This is a genomic window from Acidisoma sp. C75 (assembly GCF_054665095.1).
Genome location: NZ_BAAFHD010000008.1, coordinates 28,003 through 43,987 on the forward strand (window position 1 = coordinate 28,003; position 15,985 = coordinate 43,987).

Genomic DNA, 15,985 nt, shown 5'->3' on the forward strand with positions numbered 1-15,985 from the left:
CCCCGGAGCGTTCGCCTGATGAACCCGCTTCGCCAGATCCTCTCCATCCGGACCGTGATCATCCTGCTGCTGCTCGCAGCCCTTTTGGTGACACTGTGGTGGCTCGGGCCGAAGCTCGATATGGGCGGCTTCGTGCCTTTCGGGTTGCTGCTGACACGGGTGCTGATCACCGTTCTTCTCGTGACCCTCACGATCCTGGTGATCTTCCAGGGCTCGCTGCGCCTGCTCTGGGCGGCCTGGAAACGGCGGCGGGATCTCGCCCGCGCCGAGCGGCTCGGCAAGCGTGATCAGCAGGCGATCACCGAATTCGATCCTGACTTGCGGGATTCCTTCCTGCGCCGGGCGGAGGAGGTGAACCGCCTGAGTTTCGGCCAGGGGCGGGAGCGGCTACGCGGGTCGGACCTGCCTTGGTATGCGGTGATCGGCACACATGCCTCCGGCAAATCGAGCATGCTGCGGCAAAGCGGGCTCGATTTCGTCATCCAGCCCGAGGACATGACGGTCTCCGAACTCCGCACGGTGGATCGGTGTAGTTGGTGGGTTTCGGAAGACGGGGTCTTCCTGGAACTCGCCGGCGGCTATCTCGCCCCGCCGGAATCGCCCGAGCATCTGCTTGGCTGGACCAGCCTTATGTCGCTCATCAAGGAGCAGCATCCCCGCCGTCCCCTCCGCGGGGTGATCCTCGCGCTCAGCATGGAGGAGATGCTGGCGTTGAGCCTGCGGGAGCGGCGCGGCCTCGCAACTACGCTGCGGGCGCGGCTGCAGGAGATGTTCCATCGCCTCGGGACCCGCCTGCCGGTCTATATCGTCGTGACCAAGACCGACGCCGTTTCGGGTTTCGCCGAGAGCATGAGCGCGCTGTCCGACGAGGATCGCGCCGCCGCCTGGGGCGGTGTGCTGCCCACGGATATCGAGTTTCAGGATATCGAGGCCGTGCGCACGATGGACAGTGCCTTCGGCCAGATCGTGAGCGATGTGGGTGACCGGCGGAACGAGCGGCTGCGGGTGGAGCATGATGTCAGCCGCCGCCTCCGCATCTTCGAATTCCCCGAGCAGCTGCGCTATATCCTGCCACGCTTCTCGGATCTGTTCCGGGAGATCTTCCGCGCCTCCCGCTTCGAGGCGGCGCCGCTGTGCCGCGGCGTATTTCTGACGAGCGCGCTGCAGGCGCCGCAGGCGGTCGATATGGCGACCGGGCGGCTGACCGCCGGCCTCGGTGTCGCGGCGCCCGCCGTCGTTGCGGCACAGAGCGGGGATGCGAGCTTCTTCCTTGCCCGCTTCATTCGGGATTTCATCCTGCCGGAAAGCGGCTTGGCGAGCTTCGACCGTCAGTTGGAGAAGCGGCGCACCCGACGCAGCCTCATCGGCATGGGCGCTGCGGCCCTGCTGCTCGTGCTCGTCGGCATCCTGCAGAATTGGGGGGCGGATGTCATCGAAAGCCGCATGGTCAAAGTGCGGAACGATTCCCTGACCTTGCTCAGCGCGCGCAACTCCCTCTCGCAGAACGCTTCGTGGGAGAGCGAGGTCTTCGTCCTCAACCTCGGCCGCGCGATCACCGAGGATTACCAGGGCTGGGCCGGTACCGTCATCTCCTTCGCTGAGAGCCTGTCGCACGGTTTCGGACACCATTCGGTGAGCAACGCCGGGCGGGCGATGTACGAGCGCCTGCTCAAACACGTCTTTCTGCCGCGGATCGTCTACGACATGGAGACGACCATGAACGCGGCGATCCTGAGCGGGGACAGCGCCTCCCTGCTCTCGACGCTTACCGCCTATCTGATGCTGAACGATCCGAACCATTTCAACGCCCAGACGGTGCGCAACTGGACCTTGGCCGATTGGCAGCGGGATTATTATCTCTCGTCCGATACCAAGGCCGCGCTCGGCCAGCATCTCGATGAATTGCTGAAATACCTGCCGCGCAATATCCAGCTCGACCAGGGGCTGATCGCAGCCGCCCGGCAGCAGCTCACCGAATTGCCCACGGCGGCAAGCGTCTATGCCCAGCTGCAGGTTCAGGCAGCCGCAGACCCGAGCCTGCCGCCCTTCCAGCGGGCGGTGGCGCTGGGGCCTGGGGCGGCGCTTTCGCTTTCCGCCAGCGGGGCGGCCGGGCTCAATATCCAAGTGCCGGGCTTCTATACCCGGCAGGGCTTCGATACCTATATCCTGCGCAAGCTGCCGCAACAGGCGGCCGCGCTCTCACGCGATAGCTGGGTACTCGGGCCTTCCCCCCTCTCGGCCAGCGGCATCGGGCCCAATCTGCTCGACCAGGTGGCGAGCCTCTATGCCGCGGACTATATTCGGCAATGGGATGGCGTCATCGCCGGTCTGCAACTGCGCCAGGCGCCGGATCTGATGACGGCGATCGATTCCCTCAGCACGCTTTCGGGGCCGGATTCGCCGCTTTCCAAGCTCGTCAATGCGGTTGCCAACAACACCAATCTTGTCCAGCCAGCGGCGAGTTCTGGCGGTTCGTTGTTGAGTGCGGCCAGCAGCCTCGTCGGCGGTGGCCAGGCTGGCGCCGCGGCCGCTGGTGGCGGCAGTGCCGGCGGGGCGGCGGCGGGCGGCACGGCCACGGCCGCCAAGACCCTCGGCACCGCCGCGGCCAATGCGCTCGGCTCATCCACGAGTGTCTTCACAACCTGGCCCGGTGCGGCAATTCAAACGCATTTCGCGCCGATCATCGCGCTCTCCGGCAATCAGGCGGGGGGGACGGCTGGTGCCGCGGCGGCCGCACCCGCCGGGGCGGGGGCTGGGGCCGCGCCTGGAGGAGCGCCCATGGATCAGGTGCGCAGCCTCATCGCCGGCGCCTACAGCCTCTTGCAGGGTGTGGCCGCCGCGCCCAACCCGCAATTCGCCGCCTATAATCTGCTCAAGGCGCAGACCAGCGGCGCCGTCGGCAACGCGCTCTCGGTCATCCTCACCCAGGCGCCCGCCTATCCGGCGCCGATCAGCACGATCGTGCGGCAGGTGGCCGATTCGACCTCGGCAATCCTCGCCGACCTCACGGGCCAATATATCAGCATGAGTTGGCGCCAGGCGGATGGCGGCACCTGCGCCGCGCGGCTCGCCGGACGCTATCCCTTCGATAGCCGTTCCTCCGCCGATGTCGCGCTGCAGGACTTCCAGAACTTCTTCAAGCCCGGCGGCACGATGGACACGTTCTACACCACGGTGCTGCAGCCGCTCGGCATCGGTTCCGGCATCGGCGGCAGTGCCTCGCTGCTCATCAGCGCCGGCACGCTCGCCTCCTTCCAGCAGGCGCAGCGCATCCGCGCCGCCTTCTTCCAGAACGGCCAGTTCGGCATGAGCTTCACGGTCACGCCGCATCACCTCGATCCGGATGCCTTCAACGATACGATCACCTATGGCGGCAATAGCTACGTCTATCAGCACCAGCCGCCGCCGACCTGGAACCTCACCTGGCCGGTGACCAATGGCGATCCTGGCCTCGACTTTTCGGTGACGAGCGTGAAAGGCAATACCGACACCACTTCCTTCCAGGGCGATTGGGGCTTGTTCCGCTTCGTCTATGGCAATCTGGCGCGCGGTTTCGGCAGTAGCAGTTCGCAGAAGATCGCCATGACGCTCGATACGCTGAAGGCGAGCTATGTGCTCAGCACCGGCAGCCTGCAAAGCGCTTTCGACCCGACGACGGTGGTCGGCTTCACCTGCCCGCGGTTCAACTGAGGCCGGCGGATCGCCATGAGCGGCGCGCGGCTCTCCTGGCGGTCCGCTTGCCTTTCGATGTCAGGCCGTCGCTCGAAAAGCCGCGGCAATGAGGACGCCTATCTCGACTGGCCGGCGATCGCCGCCTGGGCGGTGGCCGACGGGATGGGCGGCCATGCGCGGGGCGGCGAGGCGAGCCGCCTGGCGATTGAGGCGATCGGCGGCGCCATCCGCACGCCGGAGTTGGAGCCGGAGCCGGGTGCGCGGGGTGATCGGCGACAGCAGATCTTACGCAAGCTCGCGGGGGTGAACCGCAGCCTCGTGGCGCTCGGCGCCGGATTGCAGCCGCCCGGCATCGTCGGATGTACGGTCGCCGGGCTCGTCATCGAGGGGGCGGAGGCCCGGCTTTTCTGGGTCGGGGATTCGCGCGCCTATCTCCTGCGGGATCGGGCGCTGCATCAGCTCACCGAGGATCACGCCCGCCTCGTGCCATGGGTGGACCCGGCCGAGCCCGAGGCGCCGCCCCGGCCGCGGCAAATGCTCACGCAGGCGATTGGCGCGCAGCCCGGCCTCAGCATCGCCACCAAGGAGCTCGCCCTCACGCCCGGGGATCGCCTGCTCCTCTGCACCGATGGCTTCTACAAGCATTTCTCCGAGGAGGAGATCGCGCGGCATCTCAGCCGGCCGGTGGAGCGGATCGTCGAAGCCGTGTGGCAGGATATCGCCCGGCGGGGCGCGTCGGACGATACCACCTTTATCGCGATCGAGCCGCGTGCGGCCGGGCGCGCCGCCTGAGATGGCGACCGACACTGCCCCGCGCGCAGAGCCGGGAGAGGCGCTCGCCGCGCGCATCCTCGCTCTCCTCGGCGGCACCGCCGAGGCCGGTGCGACGGCCGGTGCCGGTGCCATCGATCCCGCGCAGGCGGCGCGGCTGGCCGGGGCGGTCTCCATCCTGCTTGAGCGGCGGGAAATGCCGCTCCCGCTTGCGCTCGATCTGCTGCGGGCGCTGGCGCCGCGGCTGCCGGGCCTGCCAGTCGGCCCCTACCTGCGGGAGGCCGCCCTGCCGGCGCGGCTCAGCCCCCGCTTCATCCTGACAGAGGCGCTGGGCGCAGGCGGGCGGGGGGCGGTCTTCAAAGCCCTCGATCTCGTGCGGCTGGAAGCCGGGGCGCCCGCCGCCGTCGCCATCAAGCTCGGCGATGCGGGGACCGAGCAGACCGTGCGCCGTCTCTTCGCCGAATGGCGGCAGGCGCAGGCGCTCGCGCATCCGGCGATCCTCGCTATCCATGATGTGGCGCGGGAAGGGCGGCATGTCTTCGCGGTGATGGATTATGTGCCGGGTGCCAGCCTCAAGGCGCTCATCGCGCAGCGCGCGACCGAAGACCGCCGCCTGAGCACCGGGATCATCGAGCAGATCGGCGAGGCGCTCGCCTTTGTTCACGCTCAGCACCGCATCCATGGCGACGTAAAGCCGGCGAATGTGCTGGTGGCGGAGGATGGGCGGGCGAAGCTTATCGACCTCAGCGCCGTCGCGGTTCTGCCGCATCTCTTCGAAGGGCGCTGGATGCCGGGGAGCGAGGAGGAGCCGATCGAGGTTACCCCCCGCTATGCGAGCCCCGAGCGCCTCGCCGGCCAAGGCGCCGACCCGACGGACGATATCTTCTCCTTCGCCGTCATGATCTGCGAGATGCTCGGGCGCTATCCCTTCGCGGGCGTGGAGGCGGCAGGCGCGGCGCCGCAGGAGCCGCAGTTGCCCGACGGTCTCTCCCGCGCTGCGCGCCGCGCGCTGCACAAAGCGCTCAGCCCCTGGCGGCGCGAGCGCTGGCAGGAGATGGACGCCTTCCTGCGCGCGCTTCGCCTGCCGCTCTGAAGGGGTCAGCGGACCTCGTAGGTGAACATCCCGTCTTCCCCGACGCCCACCGAAACCGCGCTGATCGCCTGGCCATCGGCAAGCCGCGCCAGCACCTCGGAGGAGAGTTCGGGCAGCACGGTGCGGGAGAGGATCTTCTCGATATTGCGCGCGCCGGAGGAGCTTTCGGTGCAGCGCGAAACGATGAGATCCACCACCTCAGGCTCGAATTCGAAGCGAGCCTTATAGGCTGCCGCGACGCGCTTGCGGATGCGGCCGAGCTGAAGCGCCGCGATCTTGGCGATATTTTCGGACGAAAGCGGGAAGTAGGGCACCAGCGTCACCCGGCCGAGGAAGGCCGGCTTGAAGTAGTTCATCAGTTCCGGCTGCAGCAGTTCCGCCAGCTGCCCGGCGCTCGGCAGGTTCTCGGGGTCGGCGAAAGCACGGGTGATGAGATCGGTGCCGGCATTCGAGGTCATGATGATGACGGTGTTCTTGAAGTCGATATCCCGGCCTTCGCCATCCTTCATGTTGCCCTTGTCGAAGACCTGGAAAAACACATCCTGCACGCCGGGATGCGCTTTCTCCATCTCGTCCAGGAGGATGACGGAATAGGGCCGACGGCGCACGGCCTCCGTCAGCACGCCGCCTTCGCCGTAGCCGACATAGCCGGGCGGGCTGCCCATCAGCAGGCTGACCTTATGCTCCTCCTTGAACTCGGTCATGTTGATCGTCGTCACATTCTGGTCGCCGCCGTAAAGCAGATCGGCGAGCGCGAGCGCGGTCTCGGTCTTGCCGACGCCTGAGGTGCCCACCATGAGGAAGACGCCAATTGGCTTGCGCGGATCGGTCAACTGGGCGCGGGAGGTCCGGATCGCCTCCGAGACAGCCGAGAGCGCGTGAGGCTGGCCGATGATCCGCTGGCCAAGGCTATCCTCCAGCCTGAGGATGGTGGCGATCTCGTCAGACCGCATGCGCCCGGCGGGGATACCGGTCCAGTTCTCGACGATGGCGGCGACTGCCTGGCCATCGACGATCGGGAAGACAAGCGGGTTTTCGCCCTGGAGTGCGGCCAGTTCACGGCTCGCTTCGATGAGCGCGGCATGCGGATCTTCTGGCGCGGCCTCGGTCTCAGCGCTCGCTTCGGGCTCGGCGCCGGTCGCCGGCTCTTCGCCATCCTGTTCGGTCGGCGGCGCCTCAGCCTGCGGCGCCTCAGCCGGGGGCGCCTCTATCCGCTCGCGCAGTTGCCCGATCGTCTCGACGAGCTTCTTCTCCTGCTCCCATCGCGTGCGCAGGCCTCCCAGCGCGGTCTCCGCCACGTCGCGCTCGGCCTTGAGGCCATCGATCCGGGCGGCATGGTCATGCCCGATGGCGCCCTCCCGGTTCAGCATGGCGATTTCGGTATCGATGAGACGGATGCGGCGCTCGAGGTCTTCGATCGACGGCGGAATCGTCGATTGGCTCATGGCGACGCGCGCGCAAGCGGTATCGAGCAGCGAGACCGACTTGTCCGGCAACTGCCGGCTCGGGATATAGCGGGCGGAGAGCTTGACGGAGGCTTCAACTGCCTCGTCAAAGATACGCACCTTGTGGTGCTTTTCGAGGGGCGCCACCATGCTGCGCATCATGGCGATGGCGACCGGCTCGGTCGGCTCTTCGACCTTGATGACCTGGAAGCGCCGGGCGAGCGCCGGATCCTTCTCGAAATACTTCTTGTATTCGGCCCAGGTGGTGGCCGCGATGGTGCGCAACTCGCCGCGGGCGAGGGCGGGCTTGAGCAAATTGGCGGCATCCCCCTGGCCTGCGCTGCCGCCGGCGCCGATCAAGGTATGCGCCTCGTCGATGAAGATGATGATCGGCTTCGGCGAAGCGTTGACCTCTTCGATCACCGATTTCAGCCGATTTTCGAACTCGCCCTTCACCCCGGCGCCCGCTTGCAGCAGGCCGAGGTCGAGGGTGAGAAGTTCCACGTCCCGCAAGAGCGGCGGCACGTCGCCGGTCGCGAGGCGCACCGCGAAGCCTTCGACGACGGCGGTCTTGCCGACCCCGGCCTCGCCGGTGAGGATGGGGTTGTTCTGCCGCCGCCGCGTGAGGATATCGACCATTTGGCGGATTTCGAGATCGCGGCCGAGCACGGGGTCGATCTTGCCGGCGCGCGCCCGCGCGGTGAGGTTGATCGTATATTGGCCGAGTGCGCCGCTGGTGCCGGGGGCTGGGCCGCCGGCAGGCCCACCGGTCGCCGCGCGCGGCGCCTCGCTGCCGGTATCGAGCGGCATTTCCATGCTGAGCTTAAGGGTCTCGGCGAAGTCCCGCTTGATCGCGTCCGGCTCCACCCGCTCCAGCGCCTTGATGCCTTCCCGCGCACGGCGGGCAAGCGCCGGCTCGCTGAGCAGTGCCCAGAGTAGATGGCCGGAGCGGATTTGGCCCGCGCCCGTTTCGAGCGAGGCGAAGAGCCAGGCCTGCTGCATGATGGTGACGAGATCGGGCGAGAGGGCGGGCGCCCGCGCATTGCCGGTGCGCAGCCCATCCAGCGTGCGGAGCAACTGCTTTTCGAACTCGCCCTGCGCCACTTCGAAATGGCGCAACAGGAGCGGGATGTCGGTGTCGGCGGCATCCACGAGCTTGAGCAGCCAGTGCTCGATTTCGACATTGTAGTGGCTGCGCGACAGGGTGAGGCCCGCAGCAGCCTCCAGCGCGCGCCGGCAATAGGGGTTGAGCTTGCCGACGAGAGATTTCAGATCGAAGGAGGCCATGAGGAAAACTCGTTTTCAGGAGGGCGAAAAAGGCACGGAATACGGCGCGGGTGAGCGGCGGGGGTGGCGGCTATTCCGCCCGTACGAGCCTTAGGAATCCGTCATCGGCAAGCCCATTGTGGAAACGACCGAGATAGAGCCGCCCCAGCTGCACTGGCATTTGCTGTCCTTGGTGGCGGCCGGAATGGAATTGATGGTGGTGTTGTTCGCCCCCGGCGCCCATGGCCCCACGATCGCCGGCAGGCAGGGCATCGGCGTATGCACACCCATGGCCGCGGCAGTGGCGGTGATCACGGTCGGGTTGATGCTCGAATTGCACATCCCGAAGGTCGGGATATTCACGAGCGGCGCGTTCATCATGATTGTAGCGACCGGCATGGTCGTGGCGCTCGCCGTGCTCGGCGGCCCGAGCAGCGTGGAGATGCCGGGGGGGAGCGCCTGATCGCATTTCACTACGCTGCCAAGCGTCAGGACCGGGGGCATAGAGCTTCCTCCTTCTTGCGGCGCCGTGGCGCGCTTGCGGCTAAAGCGTAACGATGGTGAGCGAGAAGGCAAGCGGAGGTTTGACGAAAGCTGCGGCAATGGGTGACCGATCCGCCTCACGTCAGCGCGCCGCGCGCCCGATCCTGCCGGCCTTTTACGGAAGATTGACACCTCCCAGGGCAGAGGGAATTGTGGGGCCTGGAGAATGAGCCCGGGGAGAGGGGGAGGGATGCCGTTTCTTGCCAGCCTTGCCGCTTGCCCTCCGGGGCCGTTTCCCGAGCCGACGGTCGCAGCCATCATCGCCGTCGAGAGTGGTGGGGATCCGTGGGCGGTGCATGTCAATGGTCTCGCTGCGGCGGTGCCGCATCCGCCTAACGCCTCTGCGGCGACGGCCGAGGCGCTGCACTGGATCGCCGCGGGCTATACCGTCGATCTCGGACTGATGCAGGTCAATTCCGCCAATCTCGCGGCGCTCGGCGTCACGGTCGCGGATATGTTCGAGCCTTGCCGCAATATCGCGGCCGGCGCCTTCATCCTGTTCGGCGATTATGCCGCCGCGTTGAAGGCCGGAAAGACCGGCCAGGATGCGGCAGCGGCGGCGCTTTCCGCTTACAACACCGGGAATTTCGTCGCCGGCATCGATAATGGCTATGTCACCCATTACGATCTCTCCGGCGGTATCGGGGCGCTCGCCGCACTTCCCGGCGGCAGCCGCGATATTCATTATAGTTTCAACGTCAATTTCGCCGATTGGGATTCGCTGCTCGCCGTGTATCAGGCGGCTAAGCTCTCCACCCTCCAGCACATCCGGCTCAGCCGCCGAGATTTCGAGACGCCTGCGGTCGTTCCGCCGCAGGCCGCCGCCATCTCGCTCCGCCACATGGAGCGCTTCCTGCGGCTCGAAGTCCGCCGGGGCCGGACGCCGCGCGCCACCCCAGCGGCGCGCAGCGAGGCATTGGCGGGCAGCGTGCCGCTGCACGCGCGGGATTTCCGACCCTCTTCCTGAGAGTTAGCCCATGCTGGCGGCTTGGCCTTTTCGGTGCGAGCGCGTTAACTGCGTGGAGCCCTCGGCCTACTTCGCTCTCGGAGCCTTCCATGCGCCACGTGACATTTCGCCTGCGGATGAAGGCGCTGCCGCTTGCGCGCACCTCCGTCACCCGTATCGAAGGGGTCGAGCGGATGACGCGGCCCTATCGTTTCGATATCGATGTCGCCTGCCCGGACCCGGACCTTGATCTCGATGCGCTGATCGCTGAACCCGCCATGCTGGCGCTGCACCAGGGCGGGCGCGAGCGCAAGCTGCACGGGGTCATCCTCGAATGCACCGAGGCGGGCCGCGCCGCCGGGGATCGCTATGCCTATCGGCTGAGCCTCGTCCCGCGGCTCGCGCTGCTCTCGCTCTCCCGCCGCAGCCGCACTTTCGGGACCACGCGCAAGATGTCGGTGATCGACGTCATCACTGCGGTGCTGACCGCCTCGGATGGCCTCGGCTTCGCCAAGAGCGATTTCACCTTCCGGCTGCTGCACGCGGAGCGCTACGCCGAGCGGGACTTCTGGGCACAGTATGAGGAGACCGATTTCGATTTCCTCCACCGCCTGCTGGAACACTGGGGCCTTTTCTACTCCTTCGAGCAGGAGGATGGGTTCGAGCGTGTGGTCTTCACCGATTCGAGCGTGCTGGCGAGCCATGCGGAGGCCGAGCGGATCGTCGCCTTCGATGATCACGCCTGGTCGAAACCGCCCGCCCAGCCGGTGGTGCGCCGCCTGGAACGGCGGCTGCGCGCAGTGCCGGCCCGCGTCGAATTGCGGGATTACAATCCGCAGACGCCGAAAGCTCCGCCGAGCGGCGCCGCGGCCGTGGAGCGTGGCACCCGCGGCGTCTGCCAGGAATATGCCGCGCACATCACCTCCGATGCGGAGGGGGCGCTCTTCGCGGAGGCGCGGGCCGAGGAGATCGCCGCGACGCGTGACATCTTCGACATGACGAGTACCTCGCCCTTCCTCACCCCCGGCAATACCTTCCGCCTCACCCAGCATTTCCGCCGGTCTCTTAACCAGAGCTATTTCGTGACCGAGGTGCGCCACCGGGGCGAGCAGCGGCTCTCCGGCGGCTATGGTCTGGAGGCTGAGGCCGATCACGCGGGCTATCAGGCGCATCTTACCGCCATTCCCGCGGCCAGCCCCTATCGCAGCCCGCGGGAGATCCGTCGGCCGGTCATGCCGGGGCTGATGCCGGCGATGGTGGAAGCGCCGGAGAAGGAGCGAGCCCGCGCCGCACTCGACGAGCAAGGGCGCTACCGGGTGAAGATTGATTTCGATACCGCCGATGCGCCTGTGTTTCAGCGATCGACGCCGCTCCGCATGGCGCAGCCCTATGCCGGGCCGAACCGGGGCATGCACTTCCCGCTGCTGGCGGGGACGGAAGTGGCGCTCGGCTGGGTGGGCGGCGATCCGGACCGGCCGCTCATCCTTGGCGCCGTGCCGAATGCGCAGACGATGAGCCCGACGGTCAAGGCAAACAGAACAGAGAACCGCATCGAAACCCCGAGCGGCATGCTCTTCGTGATGGATGACGGGCCGGTGCCGATTGAGAAAGAGGCGCCGGAAGAGAAGGGTGCTGCCGTGGCGCGGCCGGCGTTCGCTGGTGTTGCTGCCGCCGTGGCTGCCGGCGATCCACCATCGGGCATCCCGCTCAACCAGGGGGATGGCACCATCCTCAACACCCGCGCTGCCTATTCTGCGCTGGTGGTGCCGGCAGCGGGCGAGACCGCGCTGCCGCATTATGGGCGGTCCGGGGATATTGCGGCGGAAGAGCCCTACGAGAAAAAAATCATCGCTGACCCGACCTTCATGGCAGGGCAGGTCGAGTTCCGGCCGGCGGAACTGACATCATCCGCCTATGCGGGGCAGTTCAGCTACACGCCTTATCATATGACGACCACGATCGGCCAGAACGAGACCCATGTGGTGGGCGGCAGCCAGCGTGTGCAGGTGTGCGGGGATGCGACGCTCAATGTCTCTGGCGGTTCTTACATCGTAACATATCAGGATTCCGCATCCTTCCTCGACAATGTGGTGAGTGCCCGGCCGTGGCGCTCCATCTCGGCCGATAGTCGGTTCTACTCGGCGACGATGTATTTCGCACCGCGCGTGGTTTACACCGATACGATGAACGTCAGTGTCTATTCCGGTCTCTCGCTAGGCTACGCCTGCGGCATCGAGTTACGGGTTGATAGCAATTTTGGTGGCATCTTCCGCCATCGGGTGGGCGCCAATGTCTCGGTTTCCGGATCCCCACATGTCTTCGCGGGCGATAAGACCAAAAAATACGGCTCCAGCTACAGCCTGTCCTGTTCGGGTTACGCATACAAGGACATCTCAACGCTCGACAAGAAGCACTCAATTTTTGCCTATGAGAAAGAAGGCATCGTGCTCGGCTATCGTGGGGACAATTTTACCGGGAAACTGACCGGCGGTATTTTCCAGGCAAAAGCGGGCAAGTCAGCGGTTTGGACCGGTGTTGCCAACGCAGTCACTCAACTCGCACAAGGTCTCGTGGTGGCCGAAACGCCCCTTGGCTTGTTAGGAACCAAACCGAAGATCGCCGGGCAGATTGGATTCGCCGCCCTGGAGTTGGGGGCGGTCTTGCCAATGGGCTATAGCTACCTCAACGCGCTTTGGACGGTATCGGATTACTTTAATGGGGCCGTTGGAAAGACTGTGCTGCGCAATCAAAATGATCTTCGTGCGAATCCTTTGAACGAGGCGACGGTCACGATTGACAGTAGCGGTATTACGCTTCTGAATGGCACCAGTTCGATCGTCCTCAAGCCCGATGGGATCGAGATTTCTGCTGAAAAACTCTCGATCGGTATCAAGAACAAGGGCAGCGGAACTTCCGCCGGCGCTATGAGTTTCGATAGTAGCGGGATAGCAACGCAAGCCAAGCAAGTGACGGTGAGGTCGGAGGGCGGCATGAACCTTGAGGCAGGTGAAAAATTCGGCGTGCTTGCCAGAGGCATGAACATATCGGCACCGACGAAGATAGCCAGCACGCTCACAGCCAGTGGGGTTGTGAAGTCAGGGGTAAGGGTGGAAGCCCCGCGCGGCAAGTTCGGCTGATATGCAGTATTTCGCGCCAAGCCGCCTCAGCGCCAATCATCTCGTCACCCGTATGCGGAAGGAGGATTACCTCCTGACCGTGATCATCGTGACCCGTCTGCGGATCGAGCCAGAGGGGATTTCCCGGCCGGTGGAGGAAGAGGCGCAGCCCGGGCTGCGTACGCCGCAATTTTTCGATGATGGCGAGGGCCCGAGCCCGCTTTTCGGTGGAGACTACGCGCCCTTCAAGCCGCGCACCGATGTCACGCTGATGGGATCGGCCCATGCCCCCGGGGGCGGCCGCGCGCGGCAACTGCGCGTTACGTTCGGTGTTGGAGATTGGCGTAAGCAACTCGACGTTTTTGGTGATCGTGTCCTGCGGCGGGATGGGGATATCGACCTGTCGGAGCCAGAACTCTTCTCCTGCATGCCTCTCCGGCTCGATAACGCTTTCGGGGGATTATCCTCTGCCTACAACCCTTGGGGGAAGGGCTTTGGCGAGTTCTCCGCGGAAAGTGCTGATGATTTTCCCGTTTGTAACATTCATCCGGAGGGAAAAGCGCAGCTTCGCTGGGATGAGGATGGCCTGCCCGCAGGCTTCGGGCCGCTGCCGGAGGATATGCAGCCTCGCCTGCGCTTGCGTGGCACCTATGACGAGCGTTGGCTGCGCAAGCGAAATCCGCTGCCGCCGCTCGATTTCGATTGGGCATTTTACAACTGCGCTCCCGCCGATCAACAGTTCTCGCCCTACCTCTCTGGCAATGAGGTGCTCTTTTTCGAAAATCTTCATCCCAGATGGCCGCACTTGACGACGCGGCTATGGGGGCAGCGCCTGCGGGTGCTCTTGCGGCGGGGAGCACGCGACGCCGCCCAAGGCCTCGAATATCTGGAAGTCAGGGCGCCGCTTGACAGCGTGCACGTCGATACGGAGGCGATGACCGTTGATCTCGCCTGGCGGGCCGTCGTGAGCACTGGGCATCCCGAGGCGCGGGAATTCACCGACTGCTATATCGCGACCGAGGCGGTCGAGGCAGAGGCGGCCCCGCTTGGCGATCACGTCGCGGCCTTTGAAGCGCGTTTGGCTGGGATGCCACCGGTGGAGCCGCCGCCGCCGCCACCACCGCCGCAGGTGGGTGGCGACCAGGAGGAGCGTGATGCCGAGGCGATGCAGATGATGCAGGACGCGGTGGAGGGGTTGGAACTTCCGCAATCTCTCAAAGAGTCCGTCAGGAATGCGAAGACGCCCGGCGAGATCAGGATGATCATCCAGAAAGCTCTTGAAGAGGCAGAGAAGACGATCGGGCGCGGTTGAGGAGTGGGTGGCCCGGTCGGCAGCAGGCCTTCGATCGTCTCCCGCGCGTCGTGCCGTAGGCAACCCCGCGCCGGCGATGCGAGCGGGACCGCAGGCGATCGCTGTGACCGAGGCGGTGTCCGGCCAGGCCCCTCAGGCGGGGAGCAGGCTGCAAAGCTGAGCGGGCAGGGCGCAATCTGCCGATCCTGGCGGAGGCGCATGCCCGCCGAGCAGATTGTCTTTGAACTGCAACCCGCCCGGCTGGGCAATTTCGCTATGCAGCGCGCGACTGCGGGCGGAGCCAGCCGGATAGCGTCATTCGGCGCCGCATTATGCCCGCAAGGTCGTCAACTTGGAGCGATGGCCCTTCAGCGATGAACAGGTCAGACGCTCCCGGCAGCGGGAGCAGTGGCGGATGTCTGCAACTTTCTCTTCCCTCGATGAGCAGCGCTTTAAAACTTTCCATTGGCGCGCAGTGTTCACGACAGGTATGGGCGTATTCACTGATGGGTATGATCTTTCATCCATCGGCGTTGTCCTGCCATTGGTGCTGGCATCCTTCGGGATCGCCCATATCGGCAGCCTTGGCAGCGCGATGCTGGCCGGTTCCGCGCTCGTCGGCGCGGCAGTTGGCGCCTTGATCTTTGGCGTGCTCGGCCAGCGCGGCCGCAAGCGGTTCTACGGGTTTGACGTGCTGCTCATGGCGGTCGCCGCGCTCGCGCAGATCGCCGCGCCGAATCTCGCCTGGCTCATCGCCATCCGCTTCGTGCTCGGCATCGGCGTCGGGGCCGACTATGTTCTTTCGCCGACGATCATGGCGGAGCATTCCAACCGCGCCGATCGCGGCCGGGCGCTCGGCATCGGTTTCTGCCTGCTCTGGTGGCTCGGCGCCGCCTCCGCCGGGCTGCTCGCCCTCATCCTGCACCTGGCCGGAGTATCGGGCGATCTCACCTGGCGCATCGTGCTCGCCGCCGGTGCCGTTCCCGCCCTCTCGGTTCTCTATCTGCGCCGGAAGATGCCCGAGACCACGCGCTATCTCGCCCGCATCGCGGGGGATGAAAGCGCCGCCCAGACAGTCTCCGAAATGGTGACAGGCAGGCCGCAAGCCTTGCCCCCGCAGGATCGGCGTCCCTTCGGCGAGGTTCTGCGCCAGCATGCGCGGATGATCTTCTCGGTCGCGCTGCTGTGGTTCATCTTCGATATCGTCATCTATTCCACGGTACTCTTCGGCCCCTCGCTCATCGCCAAGGGGCTTGGGCTTTCGCCGGCCGAATTCACGCTGCTGATGGATTTCGTCTTCATCATGCCGGCAATTCTCATCGGCAGCCTGCTTCTGCTGGATCGCTTCGGCCGCAAGCCGGTGCAGGTCGGCGGTTTCGCCGGCGCCGGGGTCTTGCTTGTGATCTTCGCGCTGCTGCGGCAGGACATCCTGCATGACGCAACGCTTGGTCTGGTGCTTTTCGGCCTCTTCAACGTCATGATCATGGGGCCGTCGATGGTGAGCGGTGCCGCGATGCTCGGCACAGAACTGGCGCCCACCCGCATCCGTACGGTCGCCCAGAGCATCACCGTGGTCGGCGGCCGCTTGGGCGCCTCCCTCAGCGCCTTCGTCTTTCCGCTGGTCTTCGCCAAGCTTGGTGAGGCCGCGGCGATCGCGACCCTTGCCGGTGTTTCCCTGTTAGGCGCGGTGCTGACCCAGATGCTCGTGCCCGAAACCGCCGGCCGCTCGCTCGAAGAGCTGAACGGCGATCACGCAGTCGCCGAGGCGGCGGAGTAGCGCGCCGCCCACGCCCGGATCCGCGCCACCCCGCGGGCAACGCGCCCCGCGGGGTAGCCACACAC

General features: G+C 65.8%; 9 protein-coding genes. 7 read left to right on the forward strand and 2 right to left on the reverse strand.

What is annotated here, in order from left to right; translation table 11 throughout:
* The first annotated feature begins 18 nt into the window (after window positions 1-18).
* From tssM to ACYQ7X_RS11715, 3 genes are read left to right on the forward strand one after another with little or no spacing between them, the layout of a single operon-like run.
* Window positions 19-3,690 (forward strand): type VI secretion system membrane subunit TssM, encoded by a 3,672-nt coding sequence (tssM, locus tag ACYQ7X_RS11705; protein WP_459697212.1) that lies wholly within the window; start codon window positions 19-21, stop codon window positions 3,688-3,690.
* A gap of 57 nt (window positions 3,691-3,747) precedes the next feature.
* A complete protein-coding gene (locus ACYQ7X_RS11710; protein WP_459697213.1) occupies window positions 3,748-4,464 on the forward strand; it encodes a PP2C family protein-serine/threonine phosphatase in 717 nt (238 codons plus the stop codon).
* A gap of 1 nt (window position 4,465) precedes the next feature.
* Complete coding sequence (locus ACYQ7X_RS11715; protein ID WP_459697214.1) at window positions 4,466-5,536, forward strand: serine/threonine-protein kinase; 1,071 nt, start codon at window positions 4,466-4,468, stop codon at window positions 5,534-5,536.
* A gap of 5 nt (window positions 5,537-5,541) precedes the next feature.
* Here the strand turns inward: ACYQ7X_RS11715 and tssH are convergent, their stop codons facing one another.
* Window positions 5,542-8,268, reverse strand: a complete 2,727-nt coding sequence (gene tssH / locus ACYQ7X_RS11720; protein ID WP_459697215.1) for a type VI secretion system ATPase TssH — start codon at window positions 8,266-8,268, stop codon at window positions 5,542-5,544.
* Between the two features lie 90 nt (window positions 8,269-8,358).
* Window positions 8,359-8,751, reverse strand: coding sequence for a DUF4280 domain-containing protein (locus tag ACYQ7X_RS11725; protein WP_459697216.1), 393 nt, complete (start codon window positions 8,749-8,751; stop codon window positions 8,359-8,361).
* A gap of 229 nt (window positions 8,752-8,980) precedes the next feature.
* On the opposite strand from ACYQ7X_RS11725, the gene ACYQ7X_RS11730 reads away from it, so the two are divergent.
* From ACYQ7X_RS11730 to ACYQ7X_RS11745, 4 genes are all read left to right on the forward strand, one after another.
* Window positions 8,981-9,757, forward strand: a complete 777-nt coding sequence (locus ACYQ7X_RS11730) for a lytic transglycosylase domain-containing protein (protein WP_459697217.1) — start codon at window positions 8,981-8,983, stop codon at window positions 9,755-9,757.
* Window positions 9,758-9,846: 89 nt separating this feature from the next.
* Window positions 9,847-12,873: a type VI secretion system Vgr family protein gene (locus ACYQ7X_RS11735; protein WP_459697218.1), complete on the forward strand. Its 3,027-nt coding sequence runs from the start codon at window positions 9,847-9,849 to the stop codon at window positions 12,871-12,873.
* A gap of 79 nt (window positions 12,874-12,952) precedes the next feature.
* Window positions 12,953-14,164, forward strand: coding sequence for a DUF2169 family type VI secretion system accessory protein (locus ACYQ7X_RS11740; RefSeq protein WP_459697219.1), 1,212 nt, complete (start codon window positions 12,953-12,955; stop codon window positions 14,162-14,164).
* A 469-nt stretch (window positions 14,165-14,633) separates the two neighbouring features.
* Complete coding sequence (locus tag ACYQ7X_RS11745; RefSeq protein ID WP_459697220.1) at window positions 14,634-15,920, forward strand: MFS transporter; 1,287 nt, start codon at window positions 14,634-14,636, stop codon at window positions 15,918-15,920.
* Window positions 15,921-15,985 lie beyond the last annotated feature (65 nt).

Excerpts from the sequence above, each read along its gene's own strand:
- ACYQ7X_RS11710 (WP_459697213.1), top strand. The coding sequence starts at position 3,748 with ATGTCAGGCCGTCGCTCGAAAAGCCGCGGCAATGAGGACGCCTATCTC.
- ACYQ7X_RS11735 (WP_459697218.1), top strand. The coding sequence starts at position 9,847 with ATGCGCCACGTGACATTTCGCCTGCGGATGAAGGCGCTGCCGCTTGCG.
- ACYQ7X_RS11725 (WP_459697216.1), bottom strand. The coding sequence starts at position 8,751 with ATGCCCCCGGTCCTGACGCTTGGCAGCGTAGTGAAATGCGATCAGGCG.
- ACYQ7X_RS11745 (WP_459697220.1), top strand. The coding sequence starts at position 14,634 with ATGGGCGTATTCACTGATGGGTATGATCTTTCATCCATCGGCGTTGTC.
- ACYQ7X_RS11730 (WP_459697217.1), top strand. The coding sequence starts at position 8,981 with ATGCCGTTTCTTGCCAGCCTTGCCGCTTGCCCTCCGGGGCCGTTTCCC.
- tssH (WP_459697215.1), bottom strand. The coding sequence starts at position 8,268 with ATGGCCTCCTTCGATCTGAAATCTCTCGTCGGCAAGCTCAACCCCTAT.
- ACYQ7X_RS11715 (WP_459697214.1), top strand. The coding sequence starts at position 4,466 with ATGGCGACCGACACTGCCCCGCGCGCAGAGCCGGGAGAGGCGCTCGCC.
- tssM (WP_459697212.1), top strand. The coding sequence starts at position 19 with ATGAACCCGCTTCGCCAGATCCTCTCCATCCGGACCGTGATCATCCTG.